The following is a 25,775-nucleotide window of genomic DNA, read 5'->3' on the forward strand; positions in this document are numbered from 1 at the left end:
TGACCTGTCATGCGCCTGCGCCGTGAAGGCGCTTTTGAGAAAAAAACGCGATCCCGGTGACGATAAGCGCGAAATAAACCGGGAGGCGCGACGTCTTTTCCGGCGTGTTGAACTCCAGCCGCTTGCGGGAGTCTTCCGGTTCGGGCTGCTGACGATTGGCCTTGCCTTCGATGATCATGCCAATTCTCCCGTTTCGGCCAGAGGCTCCACCACCTTTGGCACGTTGGCATTGGCTTGCCGCTGGCCCGCAACGATTTCCTCTTTGGGCCCGAAGGCGGTCATGCGGCCATTCTGGATGACAGCCACCATATCCACCTCGGCCAGGATCGAAGGCCGGTGCGCCACGATCACCGCAATACCGCCGCGGGCGCGGATCTGCCTTATCGCCAGGTTCAGGGCCTGTTCGCCCTCGGCATCGAGAAAGGCATTGGGCTCATCCATGATGACCATGAACGGGTCGCCATAAAGCGCCCGCGCCAGGCCGATGCGTTGCCTTTGCCCCGCCGACAATGCCGTCCCCATCGGCCCAAGCTGGGTGTCGTAGCCATCAGGCAGCCGCACGATCATCTCATGCACCCCCGCCGCCTTGGTCGCGGCGACGATCGCCCGCGCATCGCGCTGCGGCGCCAGGCGGGTAATATTCTCCACGATCGTGCCGTCGAGCAGCGCCACGTCCTGCGGCAGGTAGCCGACATATTCGCCGATCTTTTCCTCGTCCCACTGCGTCAGGTCGGCGTCATCCAGCCTTATGGCGCCGCGCAGCGCCGGCCAGATACCGGTCAGTGCCCGCACCAGCGTCGTCTTGCCACCGCCGCTCGGCCCGATCACGCCAAGCCCCTGGCCCGCTTTGAGCTCGAATGCGACCTCGGTCAGCAGCACCCGTCCCGATGCGGGGGCCGCGACGGTGACCTTGTCGACCTTGAGCGAGTTGGTCGGCGCCGGCAAATCCAGCGGTTTGGTCATGCCGGCCAGGGCGACCATCGTATCGCGCAGGCGCTTGAACGCCTGCCGCGCCGCGACCACGCCCTTCCAGTTGCCGATGGCCATGTCGATGGGCGCCAGCGCGCGCGACGCCGCGACGGACACCGCGATAATGGCGCCCGCCGACATCTGCCCCTGAATGGTCAGGTAGGCCCCCGTCCCCAGCAGCGCCGATTGCAGCACCATGCGCAGCACGCGCGAAAAGGCGCCGAACGTGCCCACCACATCGCTGGCGCGCGTTTGCAGCGTCAGGTGATCCTGGTTTGCAGTGTTGAAGCGCGCCACGGCGCGCCCGGCAAAACCCATAGCCTTGAGAACATCGGCGTTGCGGGCATTGGAATCGGCAATGGCATTGCGGGTCAGGTGCGCCTGCTGCGCCGCCGAAGCCAGCTTGCGCGACTTGAGCTCGGTCCAGACCGTCAGCAGCGTGAGCACGATCGCCCCGCCCAGCGTCATCGCGCCCAGTACCGGATGCAAGAAATAGACGAAGAGGATATAGAGCGGCACCCAGGGCAGGTCGAACAGGGCCACCGGCCCCTGGCTGCCCATGAATGAGCGGATGGTATCGACATCGCGACCGCGTTCGAGGGCCTCCCCGTCGAAAAGCCGAAGCGGGGCATGTCGACGCTGACCCGATGGGCAATGGGCGCCAGCAGCCGGTCGAACCGGGCGCCGATGCGCACCAGCAACTGGCTGCGAATGATGTCGAACACGCCCTGGAACAGATAGAGCCCGATCACCAGAACGGAAAGAGCGGCCAGCGTTGGTACGCTGCCGCTGGTCAGGGCTCGATCGTAGATCTGCAGCATGTAGAAGGAGCCGGTCAGCGCCAGCACGTTGATGATGCCGGAAATCCAGAACAGGAAAACGGCAATGGCCTTGAATTCCTTGCGCAGCATCTCGTTGCCGCGGTGTTCGGCCATCGCCTTTGCGGTCAATGCCATGATGTCAGCCCCTCGTTGGATCGATAATGGGCACGAGACCCGGCTGGCAGGGCCAGCCGGGTCGGCTCGAGGCTAGAGAACGAAGTTGCTCTCGGTCAGCGCATGGTTGCCGGCGATGCTGATGCGGAATTCAGGGACGTTGTTTCCCGCCGTGTCGCCCGAGATGACGGTATATTCGCCGTCCTCGCGTGTTTCATGCGTCACCACGATCTGGCCGGGGGCCGTCGTCGCCTGGCCGCTTTCCAGGGTGAACGTGTCATTCCCTGCGCTTTCGCCATTGGCATCGATGCCGGACAGGTCGATCTTGTCACCCGGTTCGAACCCCCGGATCGTATCGCCATTCGCCGCCGCCGCCGATCCGAAGACGAACACATCCTCGCCCTGGCCGCCGTCCACCACGTTGACGGCATTGCTCATGGTGATCGTGTCGTTCCCCGCGCCCGTCGTGACGTTTTCAATGCCCCAGAGCGTGTCGGCGCCACTCTGGCTGCTGACCGCGCTACCGCGGCCGCCGACACCGGTTCCCAGGTCGACCGTGGCATCGACCGTCAGAAACCCCATATCGAGCACGTCGATGCCGTCATCGGCGGAGACGTCACCACCATAATAGGTGTCGTCGCCATCATTGAGCGAAGCCACGATCGTGTCATTGCCGGTGCCGCCGAAGACCAGGTCATTGCCTTCCCCGCCTTCGAGCAGGTCATTGCCATGCTGGCCGAACAGCCGATCCTCACCGGCGCCACCATCCAGCATGTCGTGATTGCCACCGCCGAACAGGTCATCATCGCCGTCTTCACCCAGCAGGATATCCCGCCCGGCCTGGCCATCGACCAGGTCGTCCCCGGCGCCGGCCCGGACCACGTCGGCCCCGGCACCCGTTACGATGAAGTCGGTCCCGGCATAGCCGAACACCAGATCCCCGGCCGACGTCCCGACCAGGACATCATGCTGCGGCGTGCCGACGATCTGGCCCAGCGCAGCCGGGGCATCGTCGTCATCGTCATCATCATAGTCGTGGTCGTCATCATCATCTTCTTCCTCGTCGTCATCATGGGCGAGGTAGCTGACGCTGCTGGCTCCCAGGGTGCGGGTGGTAACGCCATCGTCGCCGGTGGTCTCGGTATAGTCCGAGCCATCGGGCATTTCGATCACGTCCTGCGGCCGCAGGGTCCCGATAATGGTGTCATTGCCGCCATTGGACTTGAAGACGATCCGATGCGCCGATGACAGCGAGGATATGTCGACAATGTCGTCACCCGCGGTGCCCTCGATGGTGATGGTGTTGAAGTCCAGGCTCGTCGCGGTGAAGTCGCCGATCACGATGATCTGGTCGCCCCCACTATTCCCGCCGCCGGCGCCGCCGGGCGTGGTCACATCAAGGGCATTGACGCCGATCTCCTCGATATTGTCGAGTTCGGCAATGACCGACGCCAGGTTGGTGCCGTTCCGCGTGATCACGATCTCGGTATTGGCATTGAGGGCGGCGCCATTATTGCCGGCCACCGCATCCCAGGCAGCCCGCGTATAGATGCGGAAGACCTCGGCCTCAGCCACACCATTGAGCTGGTAAGTGTCAGTGTCGGCACCGCCATCAACGAAGTCGCGGCCACCGGAATCGCTTGTGTGATTGATCACATCATTGCCGGCCCCGCCATTGATGAAGTCGCGGTTTGCGCCACCATCGATTGTGTCGTCGCCAAGCCCACCATCCAGCGTGTCTCCACCGACATCACCATTCATGGTGTCGTTGCCGGCCCCACCGAGAATTTGGTCAGCCGCACCACCACCATTCAGCACGTCATCGCCGTCACCACCGTCGAGCGTATCGGCCCCGCCGCCGCCCGATAGCGTGTCCGCTCCGTCGTTGCCGTAGAGCTGATCCGATCCGTTGTTGCCCGCGCCGATATCGTCACCATCAGTGCCATTGAGGATGTTGTTGGCAGCATTGCCGACCCAGTTGACGCCGGTCGGTCCGGTCGCTCCGGACGTCACGGTTTCCACATTCCCGGCGCCGTCGGTGAAGGTCACCACCACCCGGAGCTGCAACCCGGCCTGGGCGCCGAAGAGCTGCCCGCCCGGGTTGGCCGGCGTGAACGTCGCCGCCGTTGCCCCGGCAATATTCGCCCATGTCGTGCCATCGGGCGATGACTGCCATTGATAGGAAAATGCACCCAGTCCGTTGCCATCGCCTATGGAACTGGTATCGGCGCTAAGTTGCTGGCCCTCGGTTGGAGTCAGATCGCTGACGACAGGGGCTCCCGTCGCGGCCACATTGCCGCCCAAGGTCACATCAGCGAACTTCAGCGCCTCGATATTCCACAGCGTATCGACGCCGTCGGATTCAAGACCGTCAGAGACATTCGTGTGGGCGACCGTTACCGAGCCATCGTCATTGTTGGTGATCGTGTACGCGGCCAGGACATCGGCGAATACCGCCGTATCGACATCGTCGCTCCCGTCAGCCGTCCGGATCGTCCGGACGATGCTCAACTGGCCGGGATTGATCGTGCCGGCAAACATGGCTGAGGCGAGCTCGGTCATGCTCTTGTGCAGGGAGATGGGCGTGCCCTGGTGATTGGTGTCGCCGGGCGCAAAGACGCCGATCTGCACGTCGAGCCACTTGTCGCCGTCGATGATGTCGTCGCCCATCTGGCCGGTAATCATATCGCTCCCGTCGCCACCCAGGATGATGTCACCGGCCGAGAAGGAGGTCACGCCGGCCCCGAGCAATTCCTGCAGCCCGTCGATAAGGGCGATGCCCTCCGCATTGAGCGCGCTGCCCTGATAGCCTTCCAGCGGCGTCACATTGTTGACCGGATGGAACGGCAGCCGTTCCTCGGCAAGGATATTGGAGCCCTTGAGGATATCGTTGCCGGCCGAGCCCGACAGCCCCTCTATTGACTGGTACTCATCCAGCGCCGCGTTCTCGGGGATGATCGGCGCTTCGTCGAACACGATCGGGATCGACAGGTCGGCATTGACGCCGGTAGTGCCGATCGCGCTGTCCTTGTAGGTCGCCCAGTCGAAGCCCGACATGCCCACCATCTTGCCGCGGCCGGGGCTGCCGACCATGATGTCATCACCGCCCTCGCCGATGAACTCGTCGAACCCGCCGTCGCCGATGAACACGTCGTGCCCGTTGATGCTGTCATGGGCGAAGATTTCATCGAAATTGTCGCCGGGGGCGCCGTCGAAGGTACCGGTTTCGATCCAGTCATTGCCTTCATTACCGAGGATGCGCTCGGCATTGCGGTTGCCGAAGATGAAGTCGTTGCCCTCGCCGGCAAACACTTCGGATCCTTCGTCAGTGCCCAGGAAGATAAAGTCCTGTCCCGCGCCACCCATCACCAGGTCGAGGCCCGGACCGGCATGGACGACGTCATTGCCGTCGCCGGCCTTGATATTGTCGTCGCCGCCTGCATCGACGATGATGTCGTCACCATCCCCGCCATTCAGGATATCGTTGCCGAAACCGCCATCGAGCCGGTCATTGCCGGCATCGCCGAACAGCGTATCGTCGCCGATACCGCCGGTCAGCACATTGTCCGCGGCCGTACCGCCCAGAACAACGTGCTCGTCGCCATTGTAGCGCAGGTTGTTGGGTCCGCTGCGCACGACCAGTTGCGTCAGGATGCCCGAACCCACCGGGTCGAGGCTGTCGAGCAGGCCATCGCCATCCGTATCGTTGAACTGCTTGGTCTGGTCGACTTCCAGGATCAGCCCGGGCGTCGAGAACACGTCCGACGGCAGATGCGTCGCATCGGTATTGCGCATGGCCATGGCGGCGAAGGAGTTGTTCTCCATCTCGCCGAACAGGTGCAGCCCGTCGAGCCGCTGCAGATAGTAGAAGCGGTCACCGCTCTGCAGCTTCTCCATCTGGATTTCGAAGACGAAGTTGAAGGTCGAGCCCAGCATGCCGCCGAACGGCATGGTTTCCTCGGCCAGGCCGCCGATCCACAGGTCGACAGTCTCGAGCCCGCCGAGGCTGTTCGCGACCCCACCGGCATAAGGCCCGCTCGCATTCAGGAACGCCAGCCGGTCGGCCGGAACCACCAGCCCGCCGACCGAAACGCCGGTAATGATGGTCAGGGCCGCGTCGCGCTTGCCGTCGATCGTGGTCTGCGACGTGATCAGCTCATGGTCGCCATAGGCCGCGATGAAGTTGATGATCGAGGCCTCGTTCTTCAGATGGCTCGCGAAATCCACCCAGCTCTCATAGGGCTTGAGCAGGATATTCTGCTGCGTCGCCTCGTAGAATTCGCGGCGCGCCTCGTTGAGCGAAGGCACGCCCGTATCACGGCCGCGGGCGAGATTGATGGTCGCGAGATCGAGCGGCAGGCCCAGCAGGTTGTTGCGGAGCGCGCTGGTGACGAATTCGTCGATCTGGTTGCCTGCCTGGCGCGTCATGCCGCGGATGATGGCCCCGGCCGCGATATCGGCATCGACGGTCGAAGCGCCACCATTGTTCTGGAATTCCAGCGGATTGAGGAAACCTTCGATCAGGCTGATCTGGTCGGACGTCATCGTCGGATCGAACCGGTCGATCGTCTCGGTCAGCATCGAGTGGCCGAAGCGATAGACGACATGGGCGAACTCGGCCACGATCGAGGGGTCGATGGTGACGTCATAGCCGTCAGGCACCAGGAAGGCATTGATCGCCGGCTGGACCTTGCGGGCGAATTCCTCGAAGACGAGGTGCTGATACTGCATCTCGGTGCCGAACTTGGCCGCCTGGAACAGGCGCGCGCCATCCCACACCAGCCCGGCCGTGCTGGCCGGCACGGTGGCCACATCGGCGATGAGCCACTCATTGAGGAACGCCACGGCCTCGGCCTGGCTGGCGCCATTGGCCAGCATCGCCTGGGCGTCGGCAAGGGTCACCGCCTTGGTATGCTCGACCAGCCGGTTGTGCTCGGAATGGAATACGTGGTGGACCGCTGTCAGCCCGATATTCTCGTTCACCCTGCCGTCGCCGGCCATGAAATGGGCGTCGAGCAGTTCATTGTCATAAAAGCCGTCGGTCGCCGAGCCGTCCCCATTGCCGAGGCCGATCTCGATATCGCCATCCTCAAGCCCGTCAGGCACGGCGCTATGGGCAATATCGGCAAGGAAGGCGTGCCCGGTCTGGATGGCGCCCACGATCGAGATACCCAGTCCGCCATTGGCAGCCGGATTGCCCTCCACCAGCACCGGCGGATCGCTCGGCGTGGGGCCGGGGAAGACCACTTGCGGGAAGCCGTTCGGTCCGGGAATGAAATTGCCGTATTCATCCGTGGCCAGCAGCGGGACATTGCCCACGTCCTGGTCGCGCAGCCAGATGCCCAGCAGGTCGCTGGCCTGTTCCTTGAGATCGGCCCAGGTGGCCATGCCGCTATTGCTGCCCTCGATCAGATGACCGGTATTGACCGGGTCGCCGGCCCCGTTGAACTCATATTGCCGCAGGAAGACCTGGTGCGAGGCGTGCGAGGCATAGGTCTGGTTCTGGTCGACAAACGCGGTCGTGGTGTTGAGCGCCTCCCCGTTCTCGTCCAGCGTCGCCCGGGTCAGCACCATGAAATTGGTGCTGCTGCCGGGCACGTAAAGCGGGTCATCCGGCATCAGCGGGATGAACACCGTGCCGGCGCCTCCTTTGGCGACCAGGTCGAGGCCATGGTCGAAGAACTGGCCGAATAGCGTGAACCACGAGTTGAACGGCGCTGACAGGCCCTCGTCGGGCGCGACATTCTTGATCTGCACATTGTCGCCTTCCAGCACGATGCCATTTTCCGTCAGCAAGGCATCGAGCGGTCCGCGCACGGCCGTCAGTGCGGCGGTGGCGTCGTTGAATGCCGCAAGCGCGTCGGCCGCCGCCTGCTGGGCCGCCGGATCGCCGGGATTGGCCGCCGCAGTGGTCGCCGCATTGAAATAGGCGACCTTTGTCTGGCTGACGGCCAGGAATTCGGCCTCGATCAGTTCATAGGCGGCCGTAATGGTCCCCAGCGCCGTCATTTCGTCGGCCGGAGCAACCATCCCGCCACGCTGCAACCCGGTCAGGATGGCCGAAGGATTGCCCAGCGTCTGGTCGACGATCAGGTTGCTGATCGTGCGGACATAGGGATCGAACACGTCGCTGGGGCCGGCCGTTCCGGGGCCGTCATTATCGACACCCGGCTGGTAGCTGACCGGCATCGGCGCCATGCCGCCGGGGCCGTCGGGATCGACCATGATCGTCCGGTATTCCGGGGTCAGCAATGTCGGGAACGGGTTGTCCGAGGCGCCGTCTTCGGACCGCCCCGGCAGCAGGTTGTTATAAGTACCATCGACCGTACGCAGGCCCCAGGACAGGTTGTAGCTGGGGATCAGCCCGCCAGGCCCATAGAGCGGCTGGCCGCTGGCATGCGCCTCGGAGATCTTGATCTGCTTCAGGATGAATTCGAGGTCGCTCTTGATATAGGTAACCATTTTCAATCCCCTCTGACGCGCGGCGCGGCTCTGCATGGGCAGGCACGTCGGCTTGTTTCGCCACGGCAGATGCCATGGCTCTCGACACTGGAGGGGATACTGCCCAACTGCGCGGCGGAGCGTCAGGTCAGAACGTCGGGTCAATCAGCGGCATGAAGGTCTGATGAAAAACAAGACCTCCGGGCACACCAACCCTGTACTTTAGGTCAGTATGGCACCGGCCCACTCATATCTATTGCCGCATGCCTTCGCGTTGCGCCGGATATTCTCGGGGCTATTTCGCCAATCCGGCCAATCTGGATAATCAACGCAAATTTTAGTATAAGTACTTGGATGCAGACCGTGAAACAATCACTGCTGCGGCGTGGGGTAGGTGATGATCGACCCGGGCGATCGTCTGAAACGTCTGAGGGACAGGTGGAACAGGTTCCCGCTCGCCCATAAGTTCGCGATATCAGGGGCCCTCGTCACCCTCGCCGCCATGCTGCTGTCGGGCATATTGACCACCACCGTCATGACGGAAATCGTTCTGGCGCGTCGCGGTGAGGTGGTTTTCGCGGCCGCCCAGCGCGTCCTCTCGCCCACCATCCAGGATTTGGACCCGGATGGGTCGATCACCCGTCGGGGGCTGGACCAGCTCGATGCGATCATGAGCGACGAGACCTTCGCCGCCGAGTTTCCCTATCTCGACCTGTGGCGCCCCGACGGCACCATCCTCTATTCCAACGCGCCGGGCCTGACGGTGCGCCGGCTGGACCCACCGCCCGAAGTTCGGCGCGCCTTTGGCGGCCAGGTCGCCGTCGGCTTCACCGACATTGCTTCTGCCGACTATCGCGAGCACCAGCTTTCGACCGACTATATCGAAATCTCCCTGCCCCTGCGCGACATGGGCACCGGCGAAATCGTCGCCGTGGCCCAGTTGCGCGAGGTGACCACTTCCCTCGAAAGCGACCTGTGGTCGCTGACCATAGCAAGCTGGGTAACCGCGATGGTCGTCACCTCGGTCATGGTGGTCATCCTGTTCAGCATCGTGCTCGAGGGGAGCCGCAAGATCGAGCGGCAGGGCCGCATCCTCTCCAAGCGGCTGGCCCAGTCCCACGCCCGCGCTGCCCGCCACCGGGAGCTGAAGGCCGAGGCGCAGCAGGCATCGCGCAGCGTCACCGAACTGACCGACAAGCATTTGCGCACCATCGGCACCGATCTGCATGATGGCCCCGCGCAGTCGATCAGCTTTGCCGTGCTGCGACTGGACCAGATACGGCGCCTGTCGCGGGCGGCCGAGCGCAATGCCGTCGTGTCTGATATCGAGGATATTCTCCGCGATGCCCTGTTCGAGATCCGCTCCATTGCGATCGCCGTGGTCCTGCCGGATATCGAGGATCTCGACCTGGCCCAGGTGATCGACCGGGCCATCCAGCAACATGTGCAGCGGACCGAGAGCGTCATTGCCGTGGACAGCACGGTGGAACCGGTTCATGTTCCGCCAGAGGTCGCAGTCTGCGTATTCCGCTTCATCCAGGAAGGCCTCAATAATGCGTTCCACCACGGCCTGCCCGAGGGGCAGGCTTTGTCTGCCATGTTGCAGCGCGGAGTGCTGAAATTGTCGATTACCAACAACTATGTCGAGAGCGAGCGCGCCGAGCGCTCCGACCATCTTGGCATCGGCCTTTATGGCCTGCGCGCCCGCGTCCAGAGCATCGGCGGCAACTTCGCCTTCGTACAGAACGATGGTCATACCCGCCTCGAAATGTGGCTGCGAGATGTGTGACTGCGCGCTTCAGACCTCCGCCGCCACGATCAGGATCGTCGTCGTCGATGACCACCCCATGTTCCGCACCGGCCTGATCCAGGCGGTCGCGGCCGATGGCGACATCACGGTCATCGGCGAGGGCGGCAGCGCTGCCGAAGCGGTGGACCTGGTGGGGGCGCTGCAGCCGGACATATTGCTGCTCGACGCGCGGATGCAGGACAATGGCCTGGACCGCGTCGGCGATGTCCTGCTGGCCTACCCCCAGGTGCGGATCATCATGGTGACCGCCTCCGAGGACGAGGCCGACATCGCCCGGGCACTCGAAGCCGGCGTGTCGGGCTATGTGCTCAAGGGCACGACGGGACCGGATATGCGCAGCATCGTCAGGCTGGTGAATACCGGCGAGACCTTCATTCCCAAGGACGTGGTCGGGCGGCTGCTCAACATTTTGAGGGATAATTGGGGCAACGCCTGGCAGGAGCGGCCGAACGCCCTCTCCGGCCAGGAAAGCCAGGTCCTGCAGGCCCTGGCGACCGGCCTCAACAATCGCGAAATCGGCGCGCGGCTCGGCGTCACCGAGCGTACCGTCAAGTTCCACCTGTCAAACGCGTTCGCCAAGCTGCGGGTCCGCAACCGCGTCGAAGCCAGCATCATCGCCCGCCGCATGTGGCCCGACCTCGAAAAATAGGCATCTGCGCTGGGAAATGGTGGGCCCGGCTGGATTCGAACCAGCGACCAATCCGTTATGAGCGGACGGCTCTAACCGCTGAGCTACAGGCCCCCGCCCCGCGTCTTAGCAGGGTCACGCTCGCTGGCAAGAGGGAAGTCGCCGCGATACCCCATTCGCCACCCTTCATCACCCATCCGCACCCACCGCCACAGCGCCCAATCCTTCCCATCATATCATTTACCCGCCACGTCAGTTTCCACCCACAGCATCAACTTCCACCACCGGGTCACTTGCACCCACAGGGTCATTCCACCACCGGATCATCCCCATCCACCAGGTCATTCCCGCGAAAGCGCGAACCTCCGATTCCTGCCATTCCGGACGCGTTTCCTGCCCACTCCGACACCTCTGTGCGACAACCGATCTTTGTGCGACAGTCGCTCCACCAAATCCTCCGGAGCCCCCCATGCGCGAAGGCGATATCATCAATGGCCTGGTCAAGGGCCTCTCGGTCATCGAGTGTTTCGACGAGGAACATGCCAGCCAGTCGATCACCGATGTCGCCAATCGCACCGGGCTCGAGCGCGCCACCGCCCGCCGCTGCCTGCTCACCCTCGTCCATCTCGGCTACGCCACCTATGACGGCAAGTTCTTCCGCCTCACCCCGCGCGTGCTCAATCTGGGCCATTCCTACCTCGCCGCCACGCCCCTGCCGCGGCTGATCCAGCCCTTCCTCGAGGAGCTTTCCGGCCAGATCAACGAAAGCTCCTCGGCCGCCGTGCTCGACAATACCGAAATCCTCTACATTGCCCGCGCCTCCTACCGCCGGGTCATGTCGATCAATCTCGGCGCCGGCGCGCGCCTGCCGGCCTATTGCACCTCCATGGGCCGCATTCTGCTCGCCGCCCTGCCGCCCGCGACGGCACGCGCCGTGCTCGATCGGTCCGATCTCGTCGCCTACACCGCGAAAACCAAGGCCGACCTGCCCTCGATCACCACCGAGCTGGCCGTCGTCGCTGCCCAGGGCTTTGCCGTGATTGACGAGGAACTCGAGCTCGGCCTCTGCTCCATCGCCGTGCCCCTGTTCAATGCCAGCGGCCACATTGTCGCCGCCCTCAATATCGGCGCCCAGTCGGCCCGCGCCTCCACCTCGCACATGATCGCCAATTTCCTGCCTCTGATGCGCAAGGTGCAGGCCGAGGTGCGCCCCCTGCTGCGCTGAGCTGCGCGGGCATCCCCGATAGCAAGACTGTCACAATCGTCCGTTAGCTTCGGTTCAATATGGCCGGACCGAGACTCGGCCCCGCCTGTCGCAATCTGTCACATTCGCAAGCCATCGCGGAATGCGGCCAACGACTTTCTCCCGACATTGCCATGATTTTTCAGCGCCTTAGCCTGTCACAAACGCGTCATGCAACCGCAATAAAACTGTCGCGCAGCACCCATATGGTCCCCCTCGTCAAGGGCGGCGCCGGGGAATGAACTGCCGGATCGGCCAGCCAGGTTTGAACTGAATTCCGAAAGGGAACTCCCCATGAAGATCGCACTCTACACCAGTGCCGCCGTGCTCGCGCTTGCCGCCTTCGGCACGCCCGCTTTCGCCCAGTCGCGCGACACCATCCAGGTTGCCGGTTCCTCCACCGTGCTGCCCTTCGCCTCGATCGTGGCCGAGGAATTCGGCGCCGCTTTCCCCGAATTCAAGACCCCCGTCGTTGGTTCGGGCGGCACCGGCGGCGGCTTCAGCCAGTTCTGCGCCGGCGTGGGCGACAATACCATCGACATCGCCAATGCCTCCCGCCCGATCAAGGAAGGCGAAACCGAAGCCTGCACCACCGCCGGCGTCACCGATATCCGTGAAGTCCAGTTCGGCTATGACGGCATCGTCTTCGCCTCGGCCGCTTCGGGTCCCGATTTCGCCCTGACCCCGCTCCAGGTCTACAAGGCCATTGCCGCCAATGTCGTTGTCGATGGCGCCCTGGTTCCGAACCCTTATACCAGCTGGGCCCAGGTTGACGCCGCCCTGCCCGACCAGCCGATCGCCCTGGCCGTTCCGGCCTCCAACCACGGCACCCGTGAAGTCTTCCAGGAACGCGTCGTGACCGCCGGTTGCGAAGAAGCCGGCCTGCCTGAAGGCGCTCCGGAAGATGCTTGCACCGCCTTCCGTCAGGATGTCGTCACCGAAATCTCCGGCGACTATACCGAAACCCTGGCTCGCCTGAATTCCGATCCCAACACGGTCGGCGTGTTCGGCCTCTCCTTCTACGAGCAGAACACCGACACCCTGAAGGTCGCGACCGTCAGCGGCGTCGTCCCGTCCAAGGCATCGGTCATTGCCGGTGAATACCCGGTCAGCCGCCCGCTGTTCTTCTACGTCAAAGGCCAGCACATCGGCACCGTCCCCGGCATCGAGGAATATGTTCAGTTCTTCCTCTCCGAGCAGATCGCCGGCGACGGTGGCATCCTGGAAGCTGCCGGCCTGATCCCGCAGCCGGCCGAAAAGACCGCTGAAGTACTCGCCGCTTTCGAAGCCGGCGCTCAGTAAATCGACCCTGGGCCGCGCCACCACGGCGCGGCCCGCTTCATTCCGTCCGGGGAGCCCGTCCCATGAATGCCTTGATCGTTGCCGGCCTGCTGCTGGTCCTGCTGGGCGTAGCCTACCAGTCCGGCTGGTCCCGTAGCCGGGGCCTCGTCACTGCTGATGGCGTCAAGATCCATTCCCGCCCGCAATATCACGGCTCGTTCGTGGCCATCTGGGCCATGGTGCCCACCCTCGTCATCCTCGGCCTCTGGGCCTGGTTCGGCGGTGGCATCACTCGGGACTACACGGTTTCGCTGATCCCCACCGACATCATGATGTCGCTCGATCAGGTCGGCCTCAATGCCGCCATCGCCCGCATCGGCGCCCTGGCCTCCGGCTATGGCGTCACCGGCGAAAGCCCCGCCTGGGAACAGGCGGCCGGCGATGCCCTGCGCTCCTTCCAGATGCTGACCTTTGTCGGCGTGCTGGTCCTGGCCCTCGTGGCCGGCGGCGCGGCCCTCGTCTATGCCCGCAGCCGCATCAATGCCCGCCTGCGGGCCCGCAACGCCGTCGAGCGCGTCGTCAATCTCGCACTGCTCGCCTGCTCCGCCGTTGCCATCCTCACCACTGTGGGCATCGTCGCCTCGCTGGTATCGGAAGCCTTCCGCTTCTTCACCTTCATCCACCCGTTCGATTTCTTCTTCGGCACGGTCTGGAATCCCAACAATGCCGGCTCCGCTGGCAATTGGGGCAGCTACGGCCTGCTGCCGCTGCTGTCGGGCACGCTGATGATCACGGCCATCGCCATGCTGGTGGCCGTGCCCGTCGGCCTCATGGCCGCGATCTATCTCAGCCAGTATGCCCCGGCCCAGTTGCGCGCCGTCGCCAAGCCGATGATCGAAATCCTCGCCGGCATTCCCACCATCGTCTTCGGCTTCTTCGCCCTGGTCACGGTCGGCCCCTTCCTGCGCGATCTCGGCAATCTGGTCGGCCTGTCCATCAATGCCACCAGCGCCCTCACCGCCGGCATCGTCATGGGCATCATGATCATCCCCTTCGTGTCGTCCCTGTCCGACGACATTCTCAACCAGGTTCCGCGCACCCTGCGTGATGGTGCCTATGGCCTGGGCGCCACCCAGTCCGAAACCATCCGCAATGTGCTGCTGCCCGCCGCCCTGCCCGGCATTGTCGGCGCCTTCCTGCTCGCCGTCAGCCGCGCCATCGGCGAAACCATGATCGTGGTGCTCGCCGCCGGCAATGCCCCCGTCCTGCGCGGCAATCCCTTCGAGCCGGTCGCCACCATCACCGTTTCCATCGTCAACCAGCTCACCGGCGATACCGATTTCACCGGGCCGCAATCGCTGGTCGGCTTCGCGCTGGGCCTCACGCTCTTCGTCATCACGCTCGGCCTCAACATAGTCGCCCTCTACATCGTCCGCCGCTTCCGGGAGCAGTACGAATAATCATGACCGATACGCTCTCCACCACCCGCCAGGCTTCCATCGAGCGCACGCAGCGCATCCGCGCCGGCCTGCGCCGCCGCCACATGGGCGAAACCATCTTCCGCGGCCTCGGCCTCGCCGCCATCGTGTTAGCCTTGGGCTTCGTCGCCCTGCTCTTCGTCGATGTGGTGCGCAAGGGCATCCCGGCCTTCACCCAGTCCAATCTGCACCTGGCGGTCAATTTCGATCCCGAACTGCTCCAGGTCGATCCGGCCCCGACCCGTACCGCCTTCGCCTCGCAGGCCGAATACAACGCCGCCAGCCTCAAATGGCAGCGCGACGTCGCCATGCTCAACTGGAACAAGGTGGTCGAAGCCTCGCTCCGCACTGCCGCCCCCGCCGATATCGAGATCGACAGCCGCCAGATCCTCTCCATCGCCGAAACCGACGCGCGCCACGATATCCGTGAAATGTTCGTCGCCGATCCGTCCCTGCTCGGCCGGACGGTCGAGGTCGAGGTGCTCGCCTCGGCCAATGCCGCCAACTGGATCAAGGGCAATATCAATCGCTCCCTGGGCGATGCCCAGCAGCAGCTCTCGGCTCCGGCCCGCGCCCTTATCGATACCTTCGTGGAAGACGGCACCATTTCCAACGGCTTTGCCTGGTCCATCTTCACCAATGTCGATAGCCGCGCCGCCCCGGCTTCCGCCGGCCTGCTCGGCGCCTTTGTCGGCACCCTCTGGATGATGCTGATCGTCATCATCCTCGCCGTGCCGATCGGCGTGGCCGCGGCCGTCTATCTCGAGGAATTCGCCCCCCGCTCGCGCTTGACCGATCTCATCGAGGTCAACATCAACAATCTCGCCGCCGTGCCCTCCATCGTCTTCGGCCTGCTCGGCGCCGCCGTCTTCATCAACTACATGCACCTGCCCATTTCCGCCCCGCTCGTCGGCGGCCTGGTGCTGACCCTGATGACCCTGCCCACCATCATCATCGCTACCCGCGGTGCCTTGCAGGGCGTCTCTCCCGCTTTGCGCCAGGCCGCCCTGGGCATGGGCGCTTCGCGCACCCAGATGGTGTTCCACCACGTCCTGCCGGTGACCTTCCCGTCCATCCTCACCGCCACTATCATCGGCGTGGCGCAGGCTCTGGGCGAAACCGCGCCCCTCCTGCTCATCGGCATGAAAGCCTTCGTCGCCTCGGTCCCCCTGACCCCGCTCGATCAGGCCACCGCCCTGCCCGTCCAGATCTATCTCTGGCAGGGCAATGAAAACCGCAATTTCTTCGAACCGCGCACCGCCGCCGCCATCATGGTCCTGCTTGCTGTGATGATCCTGCTCAACGGCGTCGCCATCTACCTGCGCTCGCGCCTCGAAAAGCGCGCCTAGCTAAAGGACACGTCAAATGGATATGGTCGCCGGCAAGGTTAAGATGACCCAGCAATCAGTGAAATCAGCCATGAACCCGACCGACATGCTCGAACGCCCGATCCGGCTTACCGCCCGTGACGTCACCGTCCATTACGGCGCCAAGCAGGCCCTGCACGGCATTTCGATCGACATTCCCGATCGCGCCGTCACCTCCTTCATCGGACCTTCGGGCTGCGGCAAGTCCACCTTCCTGCGCTGCATCAACCGCATGAACGACACGATCGAGGGCGCCAAGGTCGGCGGCACGATCAAGCTCGACGGCGAAGATATCTACGATCCTTCCCTCGACGTGGTCGAATTGCGCGCCCGCATCGGCATGGTGTTCCAGAAGCCCAATCCCTTCCCCAAGTCGATCTACGAAAACGTCGCCTATGGCCCGCGCATCCATGGCCTGGCCCGTAACAAGACCGATATGGACGAGATCGTCGTTTCCTCATTGCGCAAGGCGGGCCTCTTCGAAGAGGTCAAGGATCGCCTCAACGAGCCCGGCACCGGCCTCTCCGGCGGCCAGCAGCAGCGCCTCTGCATCGCCCGTGCCATCGCCGTCGGCCCCGAAGTCATCCTGATGGACGAGCCCTGCTCGGCCCTGGACCCCATCGCCACCGCCATCATCGAAGAGCTGATCGACGAGTTGCGCGAGAACTATACCATCGTCATCGTCACCCACTCGATGCAGCAGGCCGCCCGCGTCAGCCAGAAGACGGCCTTCTTCCACCTGGGCAACCTGATCGAGGAAGGCGTCACCGAAGACATCTTCACCAACCCGGTCAACAAGCAGACCCAGGACTATATCATGGGCCGCATCGGCTGATCCGCCTGCGGTTTGAAGAGGATTTCACCATGCCCACCGGCACCGAACATATCGTTACCGCCTATTCGGACGAGTTGACCGGCCTTGCCCAGTTGATCGCCGAAATGGGCGGTCAGGTCGAAGTCGCCATCGAGAATGGCACCAAGGCCCTGCTCAAGCTCGACCGCGAACTGGCCGATCTCACCATCATCGCCGACCAGCGCATCGATGACATGCAGCGCCGCATCGACGATATGGCTGTCTCCATGATTGCCCGCCGCCAGCCCATGGCCTCGGACCTGCGCGCCATCATCACCGCCATCCACGTCGCCTCCGACCTCGAACGCGTCGGCGACATGGCCAAGCAACTGGCCCGCCGCTCGCTCAAGCTCGAAGGCATGAACCTGCAGCCCACCTTCTATAACGGGGTCAAGAACATGACGGCCCTGGTGCTGCGCCAGATCAAGGAAGCGCTGGACGCCTATTCCAACCGCGATTCCGCCCGCGCCATCGAGGTCTGCAACCGCGATGACGAGGTCGATGCCATGCACACCTCGCTGTTCCGCGAACTCCTCACCTACATGATGGAAGATCCGCGCAACATCACGCCCTGCACCCATCTGCTGTTCTGCGCCAAGAACCTCGAACGCATCGGCGACCACGCCACCAACATCGCCGAGCGCGCCTATTACCTGCAGACCGGCAAGCAGCTCACCAGCGAAGTCCAGGAACTCCAGCGCACCCAGATCAAGGCGTAGGAGCAGGCCTGCTCCTGCTCTGCTCGAATGCAGCCACACCCACCGCCCGGTTCCTCCCCCTGCCAGGGGGAGGCCAGGAGGGGGTACAGCCACAAGCACCCCATGTGGTGCAGACAAAACCGATGGGAGCCACCCCCATGCCTGCCACCATTCTCGTGGTCGAAGACGAAGGCGATATCGCCATCCTGCTGCGCTACAATCTCGAAGCCGAGGGCTTCCGCGTCGTCACCGCCGAATCCGGTGACGAGGCCCAGCATGCCATCCAGGAAAAGCTGCCCGACCTGATCCTGCTCGATTGGATGCTGCCCGAAATATCAGGCATCGAACTCTGCCGGCGCCTGCGCGCCCGCGAGGAAACCGCCCGCGTGCCGATCATCATGCTCACCGCCCGCGGCGAGGAAGAAGAACGCGTCCGGGGTCTGGCCACCGGGGCCGACGACTATGTCGTCAAACCCTTCTCGGTTCCCGAACTGGTCGCCCGCATCCATGCTCTGCTGCGCCGCGCCAATCCCAATCTCGTCACCGCCGCCCTCAAGGTCGGCGATCTCGAACTCGACCGCACCACCCACCGCGTCCGCCGCGCCAACCGCGACGTCCATCTCGGCCCCACAGAATACCGCCTGCTCGAATACCTGATGCGCCATCCCGGCCGCGTCTATTCGCGCGAGCAACTGCTCGACGGCGTCTGGGGCAATGACGTCTATGTCGATGAGCGCACCGTCGACGTCCATATCGGCCGCCTCCGCCGCGCCATCAACCGCGGCCGCGAAACCGACCCCATCCGCACCGTCCGCGGCGCCGGCTACGCGTTTGATGAGCGCTTCGCACAGGTCGCCTGAGGGGATACGCACGACTAGACTCGATCGTCACCCTTGGGTTTGACCCGAGGTTTCTATACTTGCGGATGCCTCGCCGCCGTCGGGAATGCTCCTCATCCATCAGAATGGCACCAAGGACCGGTCGAGATTCAGCTCAGGCTGAGTCGAAAATGCTGGTTTGCGAGAACCGGACCGGAGCGTACTCCAGTACGTGAGGACCGGAAGCGCAGCACACCGGCATTTGCAGGCCAGCATGGGCTGAATCTCGGCCGGTCCTCGGTCCTAAACCTCCGGCCCCTCCCGTAGCGGGGTATCATCCCGCAGCGGCACGGTCTGCCGCTCGATCATCCGCCGTACCTTCGGCAGTCCCTCGCCCCGATGCATCGCGCGGATCAAATCGGTATTCTCCGAATCCGCCTTGGTCCGCCGCAGATTGTGCCGCAGGTAGTCGATCCAGGTCGGCACATGGTAGGATTCGGTCCAGGTCTCGGGGTGCTCCAGATCGCGCAGCAGCCCCCATTGGCGCGCCCCGTCGCGGATGCGGATTTGCCGCCGCTCGGCCATCAGCGCCAGGAATTGGGGAATGTCCTCCTGGGCGATCACATAGTCGATCATCACCATGATCGGCCCGCTGCGTGGCCGCAGATCCAGCCTGAGGATGGGTTCGTTGAACGTATCGAGCGGATTGAGGTCGCGCGCATTAAATTGCGGCAGCGGCAAGCGGAATCCCACCAGCGCACAGACCAGCAATATCCATCCGGCCAGCGTCAGCGCCCAGCCCGGTCCCACCGCGTCGGCCGAAAGGCCCCAGATCCAGCTCCCTGCCGCCATGCCGCCAAACGTCGCCGTCTGGTAGAGCGACAGTGCCCGCCCCACCACCCAGCGGGGTGACGAAAGCTGGATCGACACGTTGAACAGCGACAACGACAACACCCAGCACGCCCCGGCGGGCAGCAGCGCGAGATGGCTCAGCACGGGGTCGCGGCTGAACCCCACCACGGCGCAGCTCACCGCGAAGCCCACACAGGCCAGCCGCACGATCACTTCATTGCTGTAGCGCTCGCGCACCTGCCCATTGAGAAAGGCGCCCCCGATCGCCCCCAGCCCAAAGCAGCCCAGCAGCGTGCCATAGACCAGCGCCCCGCCGCCCACATATTCGCTCGCCACCGATGGCAGCAGCGCCAGCACGGAAATGGCGCCGAACCCGAACAGGAACGCGCGCAGCAACACCGTCATCAGGTTGGGCGACAGCGACACGTAGCGGATGCCGGCCCACATGGCGCTGCCGAAATTCTCGCGCGGCAACCGGTTGGCCGTCCGCTCGGGCTTCCACCGCCCCAGCGCGAAGATCAACGGCACATAGGATATCGCATTGACCGTAAAGGCGGCCCCGGCCCCGGCCAGCGCCACGATCAACCCGCCCACGGCCGGGCCGACGCTGCGCATCATGTTGAAGCCCATGGAATTGAGCGTCACCGCACCGGCCAGTTCCTGCCGCGGCACGATATCGCCCATCGAGGCCTGCCAGGACGGGTTGAACAAAGCCGTGCCGCAGCCGATCAGGAAGGTGAAGCCCAGCAGCAGCCACGGGCTGAGCATTCCCAGGAAGGCCAGCACGGCCAGCGCCACCGACACCACCATCATCCCGCCCTGCGCGATCAGCATGATGGTGCGGCGATCGAAATTGTCGGCCAATGCCCCCGAAGCCAGCGAGAACACCATGATCGGCAGCGTGGTCGACGCCTGCACCAGCGCAATCATGTTGTGCGAGTCCGTCAGCGTGGTCATCATCCAGCCGGCGCCCACCGACTGCACCAGTCCGCCCAGATTGGATACCAGCGTCGCCAGCCACAGCAGCCGGAAGGTTTCATGCCGAAACGGCGCCAACACGGACATTCGCTCAGCCATAACGCCTTCTCTTGCCTCCAATACCGCACTGGCCACGCTTGCTTTGGCAAACGCGGCATCGACCGAACCACAATGGGGGAGAATTACCCGTTGCGCCAGCCGTCAGCAGGCGCGGAACACAAGCCCACCGCCGACGACGCGGCTTTCACCACTCGCCGCGCTCGATGCTAACAGTGTGCTAACCAATTCGAGGGGAATGCGGTCCATTTTCGGCGCGCCGCAAAAACTTATCCCCGCCAATCGCCACCCCGGCCGGGGTGGCGATCCCACCGGCAATCCTAGCCGGCCGCGGTATAGGCAGTCTTCACCACGGTGAAGAATTCGGCCGCATATTTGCCCTGCTCGCGCGGGCCATAGCTCGAGCCCTTGCGCCCACCAAACGGCACGTGGAAATCCACACCGGCCGTCGGCACATTGACCATCACCATGCCGGCTTCGGCATTGCGCTTGAAATGCGTCGCATATTTCAGCGACGTCGTAACGATGCCGGCCGACAGCCCGAATTCGGTGTCATTCGCCGTCGCCAGCGCCTCGTCATAATCCTTGACGCGGATGACCGATGCCACCGGCCCGAAGATTTCCTCGCGCGAAATCCGCATGGAATTGGTCGCTTCGGTAAACAGCGTGGGCTGCAGGAAATAGCCCTCGGTCGAAGCCTTCACCAGCTCGCCGCCGGCCGCCAGCTTGGCGCCTTCGGCCTTGCCGATGGCGATATAGTCGGTGTCCTGCTTGAGCTGGCTGGGGTCCACCACCGGCCCGATTTCCGTGTCCTTGGCGAGGGCATCGCCCACCCGCAGGTTGCGTGTCCGCTCGGCTAGGGCCTCGACGAACTTGTCGTGGATGCCCTCGGTCACGATGACGCGCGAGCTGGCCGTGCAGCGCTGCCCGGTCGAGAAGAAGGCCGACTGCGCCACGCTTTCCACCGCCACCTTGAGGTCGGCATCGTCAAGCACCACGGTCGGGTTCTTGCCGCCCATTTCCAACTGGAACTTGCGGCCCACCTCGATGGATGCCGCCGCCACCTTCTTGCCCGTCCCCACCGAGCCGGTGAAGCTGATGGCATTGACATCTTTGCTTTCCAGCAGCGTCTGGCCGACGACGGAGCCGCGGCCCATCACTAGGTTCAGCACGCCCTTGGGCAGGCCGGCACGCACCAGGATATCGACAATCGCCCAGGTCGAGCCTGGCACCAGGTCGGCCGGCTTGATCACCACCGTATTGCCATAGGCCAGGGCCGGCGCGATCTTCCAGGTCGGAATGGCGATGGGGAAATTCCATGGCGTGATGATGCCGATCACCCCGATCGGCTCGCGGGTGATTTCCACGCCCACGCCCGGCCGCACGCTCGGCAGCACTTCGCCGGCCAGCCGCAGCACTTCACCGGCAAAGAAGTCGAAAATCTGCGCTGCGCGCGTCACTTCGCCAATGCCCTCGGGCAATGTCTTGCCCTCTTCGCGGCTCAGCAATTCACCCAATTCGGCCTTGCGCGCCAGGATTTCCTGGCTGGTCTTGGAGAGGATCGCATGACGTTCCAGGATGCCCGAGCGCGACCACGCGGGAAATGCCGCCTTGGCGGCGGCGATAGCCTGCTTGGTTTCCTCAGCGGTAGCCCGGGCATAGACGCCCACCACTTCTGATGTGTTGGACGGGTTGATATTCTCGACCCCATCCGAGCCAACCCATTCCCCGTTGATGAGGTTCTTGTGCAATTCAGCCATTCTGGGATGCCTTTCGGATAGAGCTAAAGAAGGTCGGCCTGGGCGAGGTCACGCAGCAGGTTGCTGGTACCATAGGTCCAGGGCGGACATTTGGTGGAGAGGTTCACCCTGTTAGATAGAGTACCCAGCTCGGATGTCGATATCGAGACCACGTCGCCGAGCTTGTGGGTAAAGCCCTTGCCGATGCCGTCGCGGTCCTTCACCGGCGCGAACATGGTGCCGAGATAAAGCACCAGCCCGTCAGGATATTGATGATGCTCGCCGATCGTCGCCGCCACCAGCGATTCCGGCGTCCGCGAAATCTGGCTCATCGATGAATGGCCTTCCAGCACGAAGCCGTCCTCGCCCTCGACCAGCAGCGCCAGCTCCGATTGCTTGACCGTTTCCAGCGAAAACTCGCCGTCGAACAGCCGGATGAACGGCCCCAGCGAGGCCGAGGCATTATTGTCCTTGGCCTTGCCCAGCAGCAGTGCCGAACGGCCTTCGACGTCGCGCAGGTTCACGTCATTGCCCAGCGTCGCGCCGATGATCTCACCCTTGCTGGTCACCACCAGCGCCACTTCCGGCTCGGGATTGTTCCAGCTCGACACCGGATGCAGCCCCACTTCGGCGCCATAGCCCACCGAACTCATCGGCTGGCTCTTGGTGAAGATTTCGGCATCCGGTCCGATGCCCACTTCCAGATATTGGCTCCACACGCCCTTGGCGATCAGCGCCGCCTTGACCTTCATGGCCGTTTCCGACCCCGGCACCAGCGCACTGAGATCGGTCCCGATCAGCTCGAGAATTTCCCCGCGCAGCGAATCGGCGCGAGACTTATCCCCACGGGCCTGTTCTTCGATTACTCTTTCCAGCAGCGAAACGACGAAAGTGACGCCCGAGGCCTTGATGGCCTGCAGATCGATGGGGGATAACAGGCTCGGCAGGTCGGCATTACCCTGCCCCGCGATGGAATTGGCCAGGATTGCATCCACGCTGCCGAGCGACCGGCCGGCGGCCATACGCACATGCTCGGCCGCGCGGCCGCTTTCGGCAATATCGCGCACCGTGGCGAAGCCCTTGGTCGTGATATCGATCAGCTCATCGTTACGGACCGTAACGATACGGGGATGCATATGCCCCGGAACGCGGGCCCGGCCCAGCAATGTGCCATCGGGATAGTGCCTGTCGCCCATGTCATGCCCCTGAAATATCAGCGCAGTCAGTACCCCACCGGTACCCCGGCACGCAACCGTTTAAAGTCATACTTTTGTCGATGAACCGATCTCCACAACCGCGTTCAACTCCGGTTCATCTATGCCGCAATACTGACGCAATGGATGGGGAGTAGTCCCCCGATACCTGTTTGGAGTGTCTCATGGCCCGCTTTGCCGCCCTCGCCCCTTTCGCCCTGCTCGCCGGTCTCTCGCTGCCGGCCTATGCCGGTACCGTCACCATTGAAGGTCACGGTGAAATCATGGCGGCGCCCGACATGGCGCAGATCAATTCCGGCGTGACCACCCAGGGCGCTACCGCCCGCGAGGCGCTCGACGCCAACACGGCTGCCATGGCCGAACTGATCGCCGAGCTCAAGACCGCTGGCATCGAAGCCCGCGACATCCAGACCTCGGGCTTCTCGGTCAATCCCAACTACGTCTATACCGACGAGCGCGATGCCAACGGCTATACCCTCCCGCCCAAGATCAACGGCTACCAGGTCAGCAACACGGTCACCGTCACCGTGCGCAAGCTCGATACGCTGGGCTCCATTCTCGACAAGTCGGTGACTGTCGGCGCCAACACCATCAACGGCGTCAGCTTCTCGGTGGCCGATCCGTCCGAACTCTATAACGAAGCCCGCAAGGCCGCCTTCACCGATGCCCGCGCCAAGGCCGAGCTCTACGCCACCGCTGCCGGCGGCTCACTGGGCGAAATCGAGTCGATTTCCGAGACGCAGGGCTTCAACAACCCGCAGCCCTACCCCATGTATGCCAGGGCCGAAATGGCGGCCAGCGCCCCGGTTCCTGTCGAAGCGGGCGAACTGGCCTTTGCCATCAACGTCAACGTCCAGTGGGAACTGGATACCAAGTAAGCGCTTCAGGACAAGTGGATACCGGTTTTCCAGTTCGAAAGCGCGACCCATGAAGCCATCAATTTCCATCCCCTCCCATCGGGGCTTGGGCGGTGGGAACGGTTCGGAAATACCGTAGTCACCCGTTCCCACCAACCTCATCCGGCAAAGCCCTCGCGCAAGCGGGGGCTTTGTCTTATCCGAACACGACCTTCCACAGCATGTTGAGCCCCACCACGACCAGGAAGATCGCGAAGACATATTTGAGCGTTTTCTGGTCCAGCCGATGCGCCAGCGCCGCGCCGAGTGGCGCGAACACAGCCGCCAGCACCGCCACCAGCACCAGCGCCACCAGGTTGATATAGCCCAGGCTGAGCGGCGGCAGGTCCGCCGCGCCCCAGCCCGAAATGATGAAGCCCAGCGTTCCCGACAGGGCGATTGCCACCCCGACCCCCGCCGACGTGCCCACGGCAGCATGCATGGTGGCGCCAAACGCCACCAGTGTCGGCACAGTCAGCGACCCGCCGCCGATCCCCATCAGCGAGGAGATATAGCCCACGACGAAAGCCGAGACCCGGTGCGTTGTGGACGATCCATTCAGGTGCCCCATCAGCTTGGTCTGGAAGGCGAAGATGATATTGGCCGCAATCACGAAAGCCATCACCGCAAAGACCACGCGCAGCACGTCGCCCGAGAACAGCCCGGCCATCAGCCCGCCGATGAACGTGCCGGCCACGATGAACGGCGCCCATAGCTTGAGCACCTTGAGATCCAGCGCCCCCCGCTTGTAATGCGCCCGCGCGCTCATGATCCCGGTGGGAATGATGATGGCGAGCGACGTGCCGACCGCCACATGCTGCACTACATCGGCATCATAGCCGAGCAGCAGTAGCGCATTGCTCAAGGCTGGCACGATGATGGCCCCGCCGCCAATACCCAGCAGACCTGCTGCCACCCCCGAGACCACACCGGTCACCATCAGCCCAAGTACAAAGGGCCAGTAGCCGGCCAGTGTCGCCCAGTCCATCAACGATCTCCAATCAGATGCAGCACCACCTGCCGCCGATGCGGGCGACGTCGATGCTCGAACAGATAAATCCCCTGCCAGGTGCCGAATACCGGCTGCCCCTCGACCACCGGTATGCCGATGGAGGTTTGCGTCAGCGCCGCCTTGATATGCGCCGGCATGTCATCCGGTCCCTCGGTGGTGTGGACCAGCCAGTCCATGCCCTCGGGCACCAGCCGCCGGAAGAAGCCATCGAGGTCGGTCTTCACGTCGGAATCGGCATTTTCCTGGATCAGTAGCGAGCACGACGTATGCTGCACGAAGGCTGTCAACAGCCCCGTCGCGACATCGGCATTGGTCACGAATTCCCGCAGCGACCGCGTGAATTCGTAGAGGCCGGGCCCCTGTGTCGGAATGGTGAGCGTATCGACGGCCTGCTGCATGGAACCGGCCTATCATGATCGTTGCATCCCGGCCAAGCGCATCGCAGCCGAAAGCGTCCACCCGCCGCATTGGCGCCATCTTCCGCTGGCCACCGTCTGCGGGGAACC

17 protein-coding genes, 1 tRNA gene and 1 pseudogene are annotated in these 25,775 nt (G+C 63.7%); 10 read left to right on the forward strand and 9 right to left on the reverse strand.

The genetic code is table 11. The annotated features are described in order from the left end of the window. Positions 1-7: 7 nt before the first annotated feature. From NVV79_RS01020 to NVV79_RS01030, 3 genes and pseudogenes are all read right to left on the reverse strand, one after another. A complete protein-coding gene (locus NVV79_RS01020) occupies positions 8-178 on the reverse strand; it encodes a hypothetical protein (RefSeq protein ID WP_303985366.1) in 171 nt (56 codons plus the stop codon). After that, a pseudogene (locus tag NVV79_RS01025) lies at positions 175-1,904 on the reverse strand (type I secretion system permease/ATPase). The gene NVV79_RS01020 and the pseudogene NVV79_RS01025 overlap by 4 nt, the downstream one beginning before the upstream one ends. Positions 1,905-1,997: 93 nt before the next feature. After that, complete coding sequence (locus tag NVV79_RS01030; protein WP_303985368.1) at positions 1,998-8,366, reverse strand: peroxidase family protein; 6,369 nt, start codon at positions 8,364-8,366, stop codon at positions 1,998-2,000. Between the two features lie 376 nt (positions 8,367-8,742). On the opposite strand from NVV79_RS01030, the gene NVV79_RS01035 reads away from it, so the two are divergent. Both NVV79_RS01035 and NVV79_RS01040 read left to right on the forward strand, forming a co-directional pair. Next, positions 8,743-10,134 carry a sensor histidine kinase gene (locus NVV79_RS01035; protein ID WP_303985370.1) on the forward strand — a complete coding sequence of 464 codons (1,392 nt, stop codon included), beginning with the start codon at positions 8,743-8,745 and terminating at the stop codon, positions 10,132-10,134. Further along, positions 10,127-10,804 carry a response regulator transcription factor gene (locus tag NVV79_RS01040; protein WP_303985372.1) on the forward strand — a complete coding sequence of 226 codons (678 nt, stop codon included), beginning with the start codon at positions 10,127-10,129 and terminating at the stop codon, positions 10,802-10,804. Before NVV79_RS01035 ends, NVV79_RS01040 begins: the two co-directional genes overlap by 8 nt. Before the next feature lie 17 nt (positions 10,805-10,821). Here the strand turns inward: NVV79_RS01040 and NVV79_RS01045 are convergent. Next, positions 10,822-10,897, reverse strand: a tRNA-Ile gene (locus tag NVV79_RS01045). A 355-nt stretch (positions 10,898-11,252) separates the two neighbouring features. On the opposite strand from NVV79_RS01045, the gene NVV79_RS01050 reads away from it, so the two are divergent. From NVV79_RS01050 to phoB, 7 genes are all read left to right on the forward strand, one after another. Then, positions 11,253-12,008, forward strand: a complete 756-nt coding sequence (locus NVV79_RS01050; RefSeq protein WP_303985373.1) for an IclR family transcriptional regulator C-terminal domain-containing protein — start codon at positions 11,253-11,255, stop codon at positions 12,006-12,008. A 312-nt stretch (positions 12,009-12,320) separates the two neighbouring features. Further along, on the forward strand, positions 12,321-13,328 hold the full coding sequence (locus NVV79_RS01055) for a substrate-binding domain-containing protein (protein ID WP_303985375.1): 1,008 nt from the start codon (positions 12,321-12,323) through the stop codon (positions 13,326-13,328). Positions 13,329-13,390: 62 nt separating this feature from the next. After that, entirely contained in the window at positions 13,391-14,767 is a 1,377-nt protein-coding gene (gene pstC / locus NVV79_RS01060) for a phosphate ABC transporter permease subunit PstC (protein WP_303985377.1), read from the forward strand. A 2-nt stretch (positions 14,768-14,769) separates the two neighbouring features. After that, a complete protein-coding gene (gene pstA, locus NVV79_RS01065; RefSeq protein WP_303985379.1) occupies positions 14,770-16,134 on the forward strand; it encodes a phosphate ABC transporter permease PstA in 1,365 nt (454 codons plus the stop codon). A 70-nt stretch (positions 16,135-16,204) separates the two neighbouring features. Next, positions 16,205-16,987: a phosphate ABC transporter ATP-binding protein PstB gene (pstB, locus tag NVV79_RS01070; RefSeq protein WP_303985504.1), complete on the forward strand. Its 783-nt coding sequence runs from the start codon at positions 16,205-16,207 to the stop codon at positions 16,985-16,987. Positions 16,988-17,016: 29 nt separating this feature from the next. Further along, positions 17,017-17,724: a phosphate signaling complex protein PhoU gene (gene phoU, locus NVV79_RS01075; protein WP_303985382.1), complete on the forward strand. Its 708-nt coding sequence runs from the start codon at positions 17,017-17,019 to the stop codon at positions 17,722-17,724. A 137-nt stretch (positions 17,725-17,861) separates the two neighbouring features. Continuing rightward, complete coding sequence (gene phoB / locus NVV79_RS01080; RefSeq protein ID WP_146289809.1) at positions 17,862-18,563, forward strand: phosphate regulon transcriptional regulator PhoB; 702 nt, start codon at positions 17,862-17,864, stop codon at positions 18,561-18,563. 261 nt (positions 18,564-18,824) lie between these two features. Here phoB and NVV79_RS01085 read toward each other — a convergent pair whose 3' ends face one another. From NVV79_RS01085 to NVV79_RS01095, 3 genes are all read right to left on the reverse strand, one after another. Continuing rightward, a complete protein-coding gene (locus NVV79_RS01085) occupies positions 18,825-20,450 on the reverse strand; it encodes an MFS transporter (RefSeq protein WP_303985386.1) in 1,626 nt (541 codons plus the stop codon). 278 nt (positions 20,451-20,728) lie between these two features. Next, a complete protein-coding gene (locus NVV79_RS01090) occupies positions 20,729-22,168 on the reverse strand; it encodes an aldehyde dehydrogenase family protein (RefSeq protein WP_303985388.1) in 1,440 nt (479 codons plus the stop codon). A gap of 23 nt (positions 22,169-22,191) precedes the next feature. Then, the gene (locus NVV79_RS01095; protein ID WP_303985390.1) at positions 22,192-23,343 is read right to left on the reverse strand and encodes a fumarylacetoacetate hydrolase family protein; all 1,152 of its coding nucleotides are present in this window, start codon (positions 23,341-23,343) and stop codon (positions 22,192-22,194) included. A 182-nt stretch (positions 23,344-23,525) separates the two neighbouring features. Between NVV79_RS01095 and NVV79_RS01100 the strand changes: the two genes are divergently transcribed. Next, positions 23,526-24,239 (forward strand): SIMPL domain-containing protein, encoded by a 714-nt coding sequence (locus NVV79_RS01100; RefSeq protein ID WP_303985392.1) that lies wholly within the window; start codon positions 23,526-23,528, stop codon positions 24,237-24,239. A 175-nt stretch (positions 24,240-24,414) separates the two neighbouring features. Here the strand turns inward: NVV79_RS01100 and NVV79_RS01105 are convergent, their stop codons facing one another. Further along, complete coding sequence (locus NVV79_RS01105) at positions 24,415-25,245, reverse strand: sulfite exporter TauE/SafE family protein (RefSeq protein ID WP_303985394.1); 831 nt, start codon at positions 25,243-25,245, stop codon at positions 24,415-24,417. Continuing rightward, positions 25,245-25,667: a secondary thiamine-phosphate synthase enzyme YjbQ gene (locus NVV79_RS01110; protein ID WP_303985396.1), complete on the reverse strand. Its 423-nt coding sequence runs from the start codon at positions 25,665-25,667 to the stop codon at positions 25,245-25,247. Before NVV79_RS01110 ends, NVV79_RS01105 begins: the two co-directional genes overlap by 1 nt. Positions 25,668-25,775 lie beyond the last annotated feature (108 nt).

The sequence above is a fragment of the Devosia ginsengisoli genome (genome assembly GCF_024707105.1).
Taxonomy (GTDB): Bacteria; Pseudomonadota; Alphaproteobacteria; order Rhizobiales; family Devosiaceae; genus Devosia; species Devosia ginsengisoli_A.

Excerpts from the sequence above, each read along its gene's own strand:
- NVV79_RS01020 (WP_303985366.1), bottom strand. The coding sequence starts at position 178 with ATGATCATCGAAGGCAAGGCCAATCGTCAGCAGCCCGAACCGGAAGAC.
- NVV79_RS01030 (WP_303985368.1), bottom strand. The coding sequence starts at position 8,366 with ATGGTTACCTATATCAAGAGCGACCTCGAATTCATCCTGAAGCAGATC.
- NVV79_RS01035 (WP_303985370.1), top strand. The coding sequence starts at position 8,743 with ATGATCGACCCGGGCGATCGTCTGAAACGTCTGAGGGACAGGTGGAAC.
- NVV79_RS01040 (WP_303985372.1), top strand. The coding sequence starts at position 10,127 with ATGTGTGACTGCGCGCTTCAGACCTCCGCCGCCACGATCAGGATCGTC.
- NVV79_RS01050 (WP_303985373.1), top strand. The coding sequence starts at position 11,253 with ATGCGCGAAGGCGATATCATCAATGGCCTGGTCAAGGGCCTCTCGGTC.
- NVV79_RS01055 (WP_303985375.1), top strand. The coding sequence starts at position 12,321 with ATGAAGATCGCACTCTACACCAGTGCCGCCGTGCTCGCGCTTGCCGCC.
- pstC (WP_303985377.1), top strand. The coding sequence starts at position 13,391 with ATGAATGCCTTGATCGTTGCCGGCCTGCTGCTGGTCCTGCTGGGCGTA.
- pstA (WP_303985379.1), top strand. The coding sequence starts at position 14,770 with ATGACCGATACGCTCTCCACCACCCGCCAGGCTTCCATCGAGCGCACG.
- pstB (WP_303985504.1), top strand. The coding sequence starts at position 16,205 with ATGAACCCGACCGACATGCTCGAACGCCCGATCCGGCTTACCGCCCGT.
- phoU (WP_303985382.1), top strand. The coding sequence starts at position 17,017 with ATGCCCACCGGCACCGAACATATCGTTACCGCCTATTCGGACGAGTTG.
- phoB (WP_146289809.1), top strand. The coding sequence starts at position 17,862 with ATGCCTGCCACCATTCTCGTGGTCGAAGACGAAGGCGATATCGCCATC.
- NVV79_RS01085 (WP_303985386.1), bottom strand. The coding sequence starts at position 20,450 with ATGGCTGAGCGAATGTCCGTGTTGGCGCCGTTTCGGCATGAAACCTTC.
- NVV79_RS01090 (WP_303985388.1), bottom strand. The coding sequence starts at position 22,168 with ATGGCTGAATTGCACAAGAACCTCATCAACGGGGAATGGGTTGGCTCG.
- NVV79_RS01095 (WP_303985390.1), bottom strand. The coding sequence starts at position 23,343 with ATGGGCGACAGGCACTATCCCGATGGCACATTGCTGGGCCGGGCCCGC.
- NVV79_RS01100 (WP_303985392.1), top strand. The coding sequence starts at position 23,526 with ATGGCCCGCTTTGCCGCCCTCGCCCCTTTCGCCCTGCTCGCCGGTCTC.
- NVV79_RS01105 (WP_303985394.1), bottom strand. The coding sequence starts at position 25,245 with ATGGACTGGGCGACACTGGCCGGCTACTGGCCCTTTGTACTTGGGCTG.
- NVV79_RS01110 (WP_303985396.1), bottom strand. The coding sequence starts at position 25,667 with ATGCAGCAGGCCGTCGATACGCTCACCATTCCGACACAGGGGCCCGGC.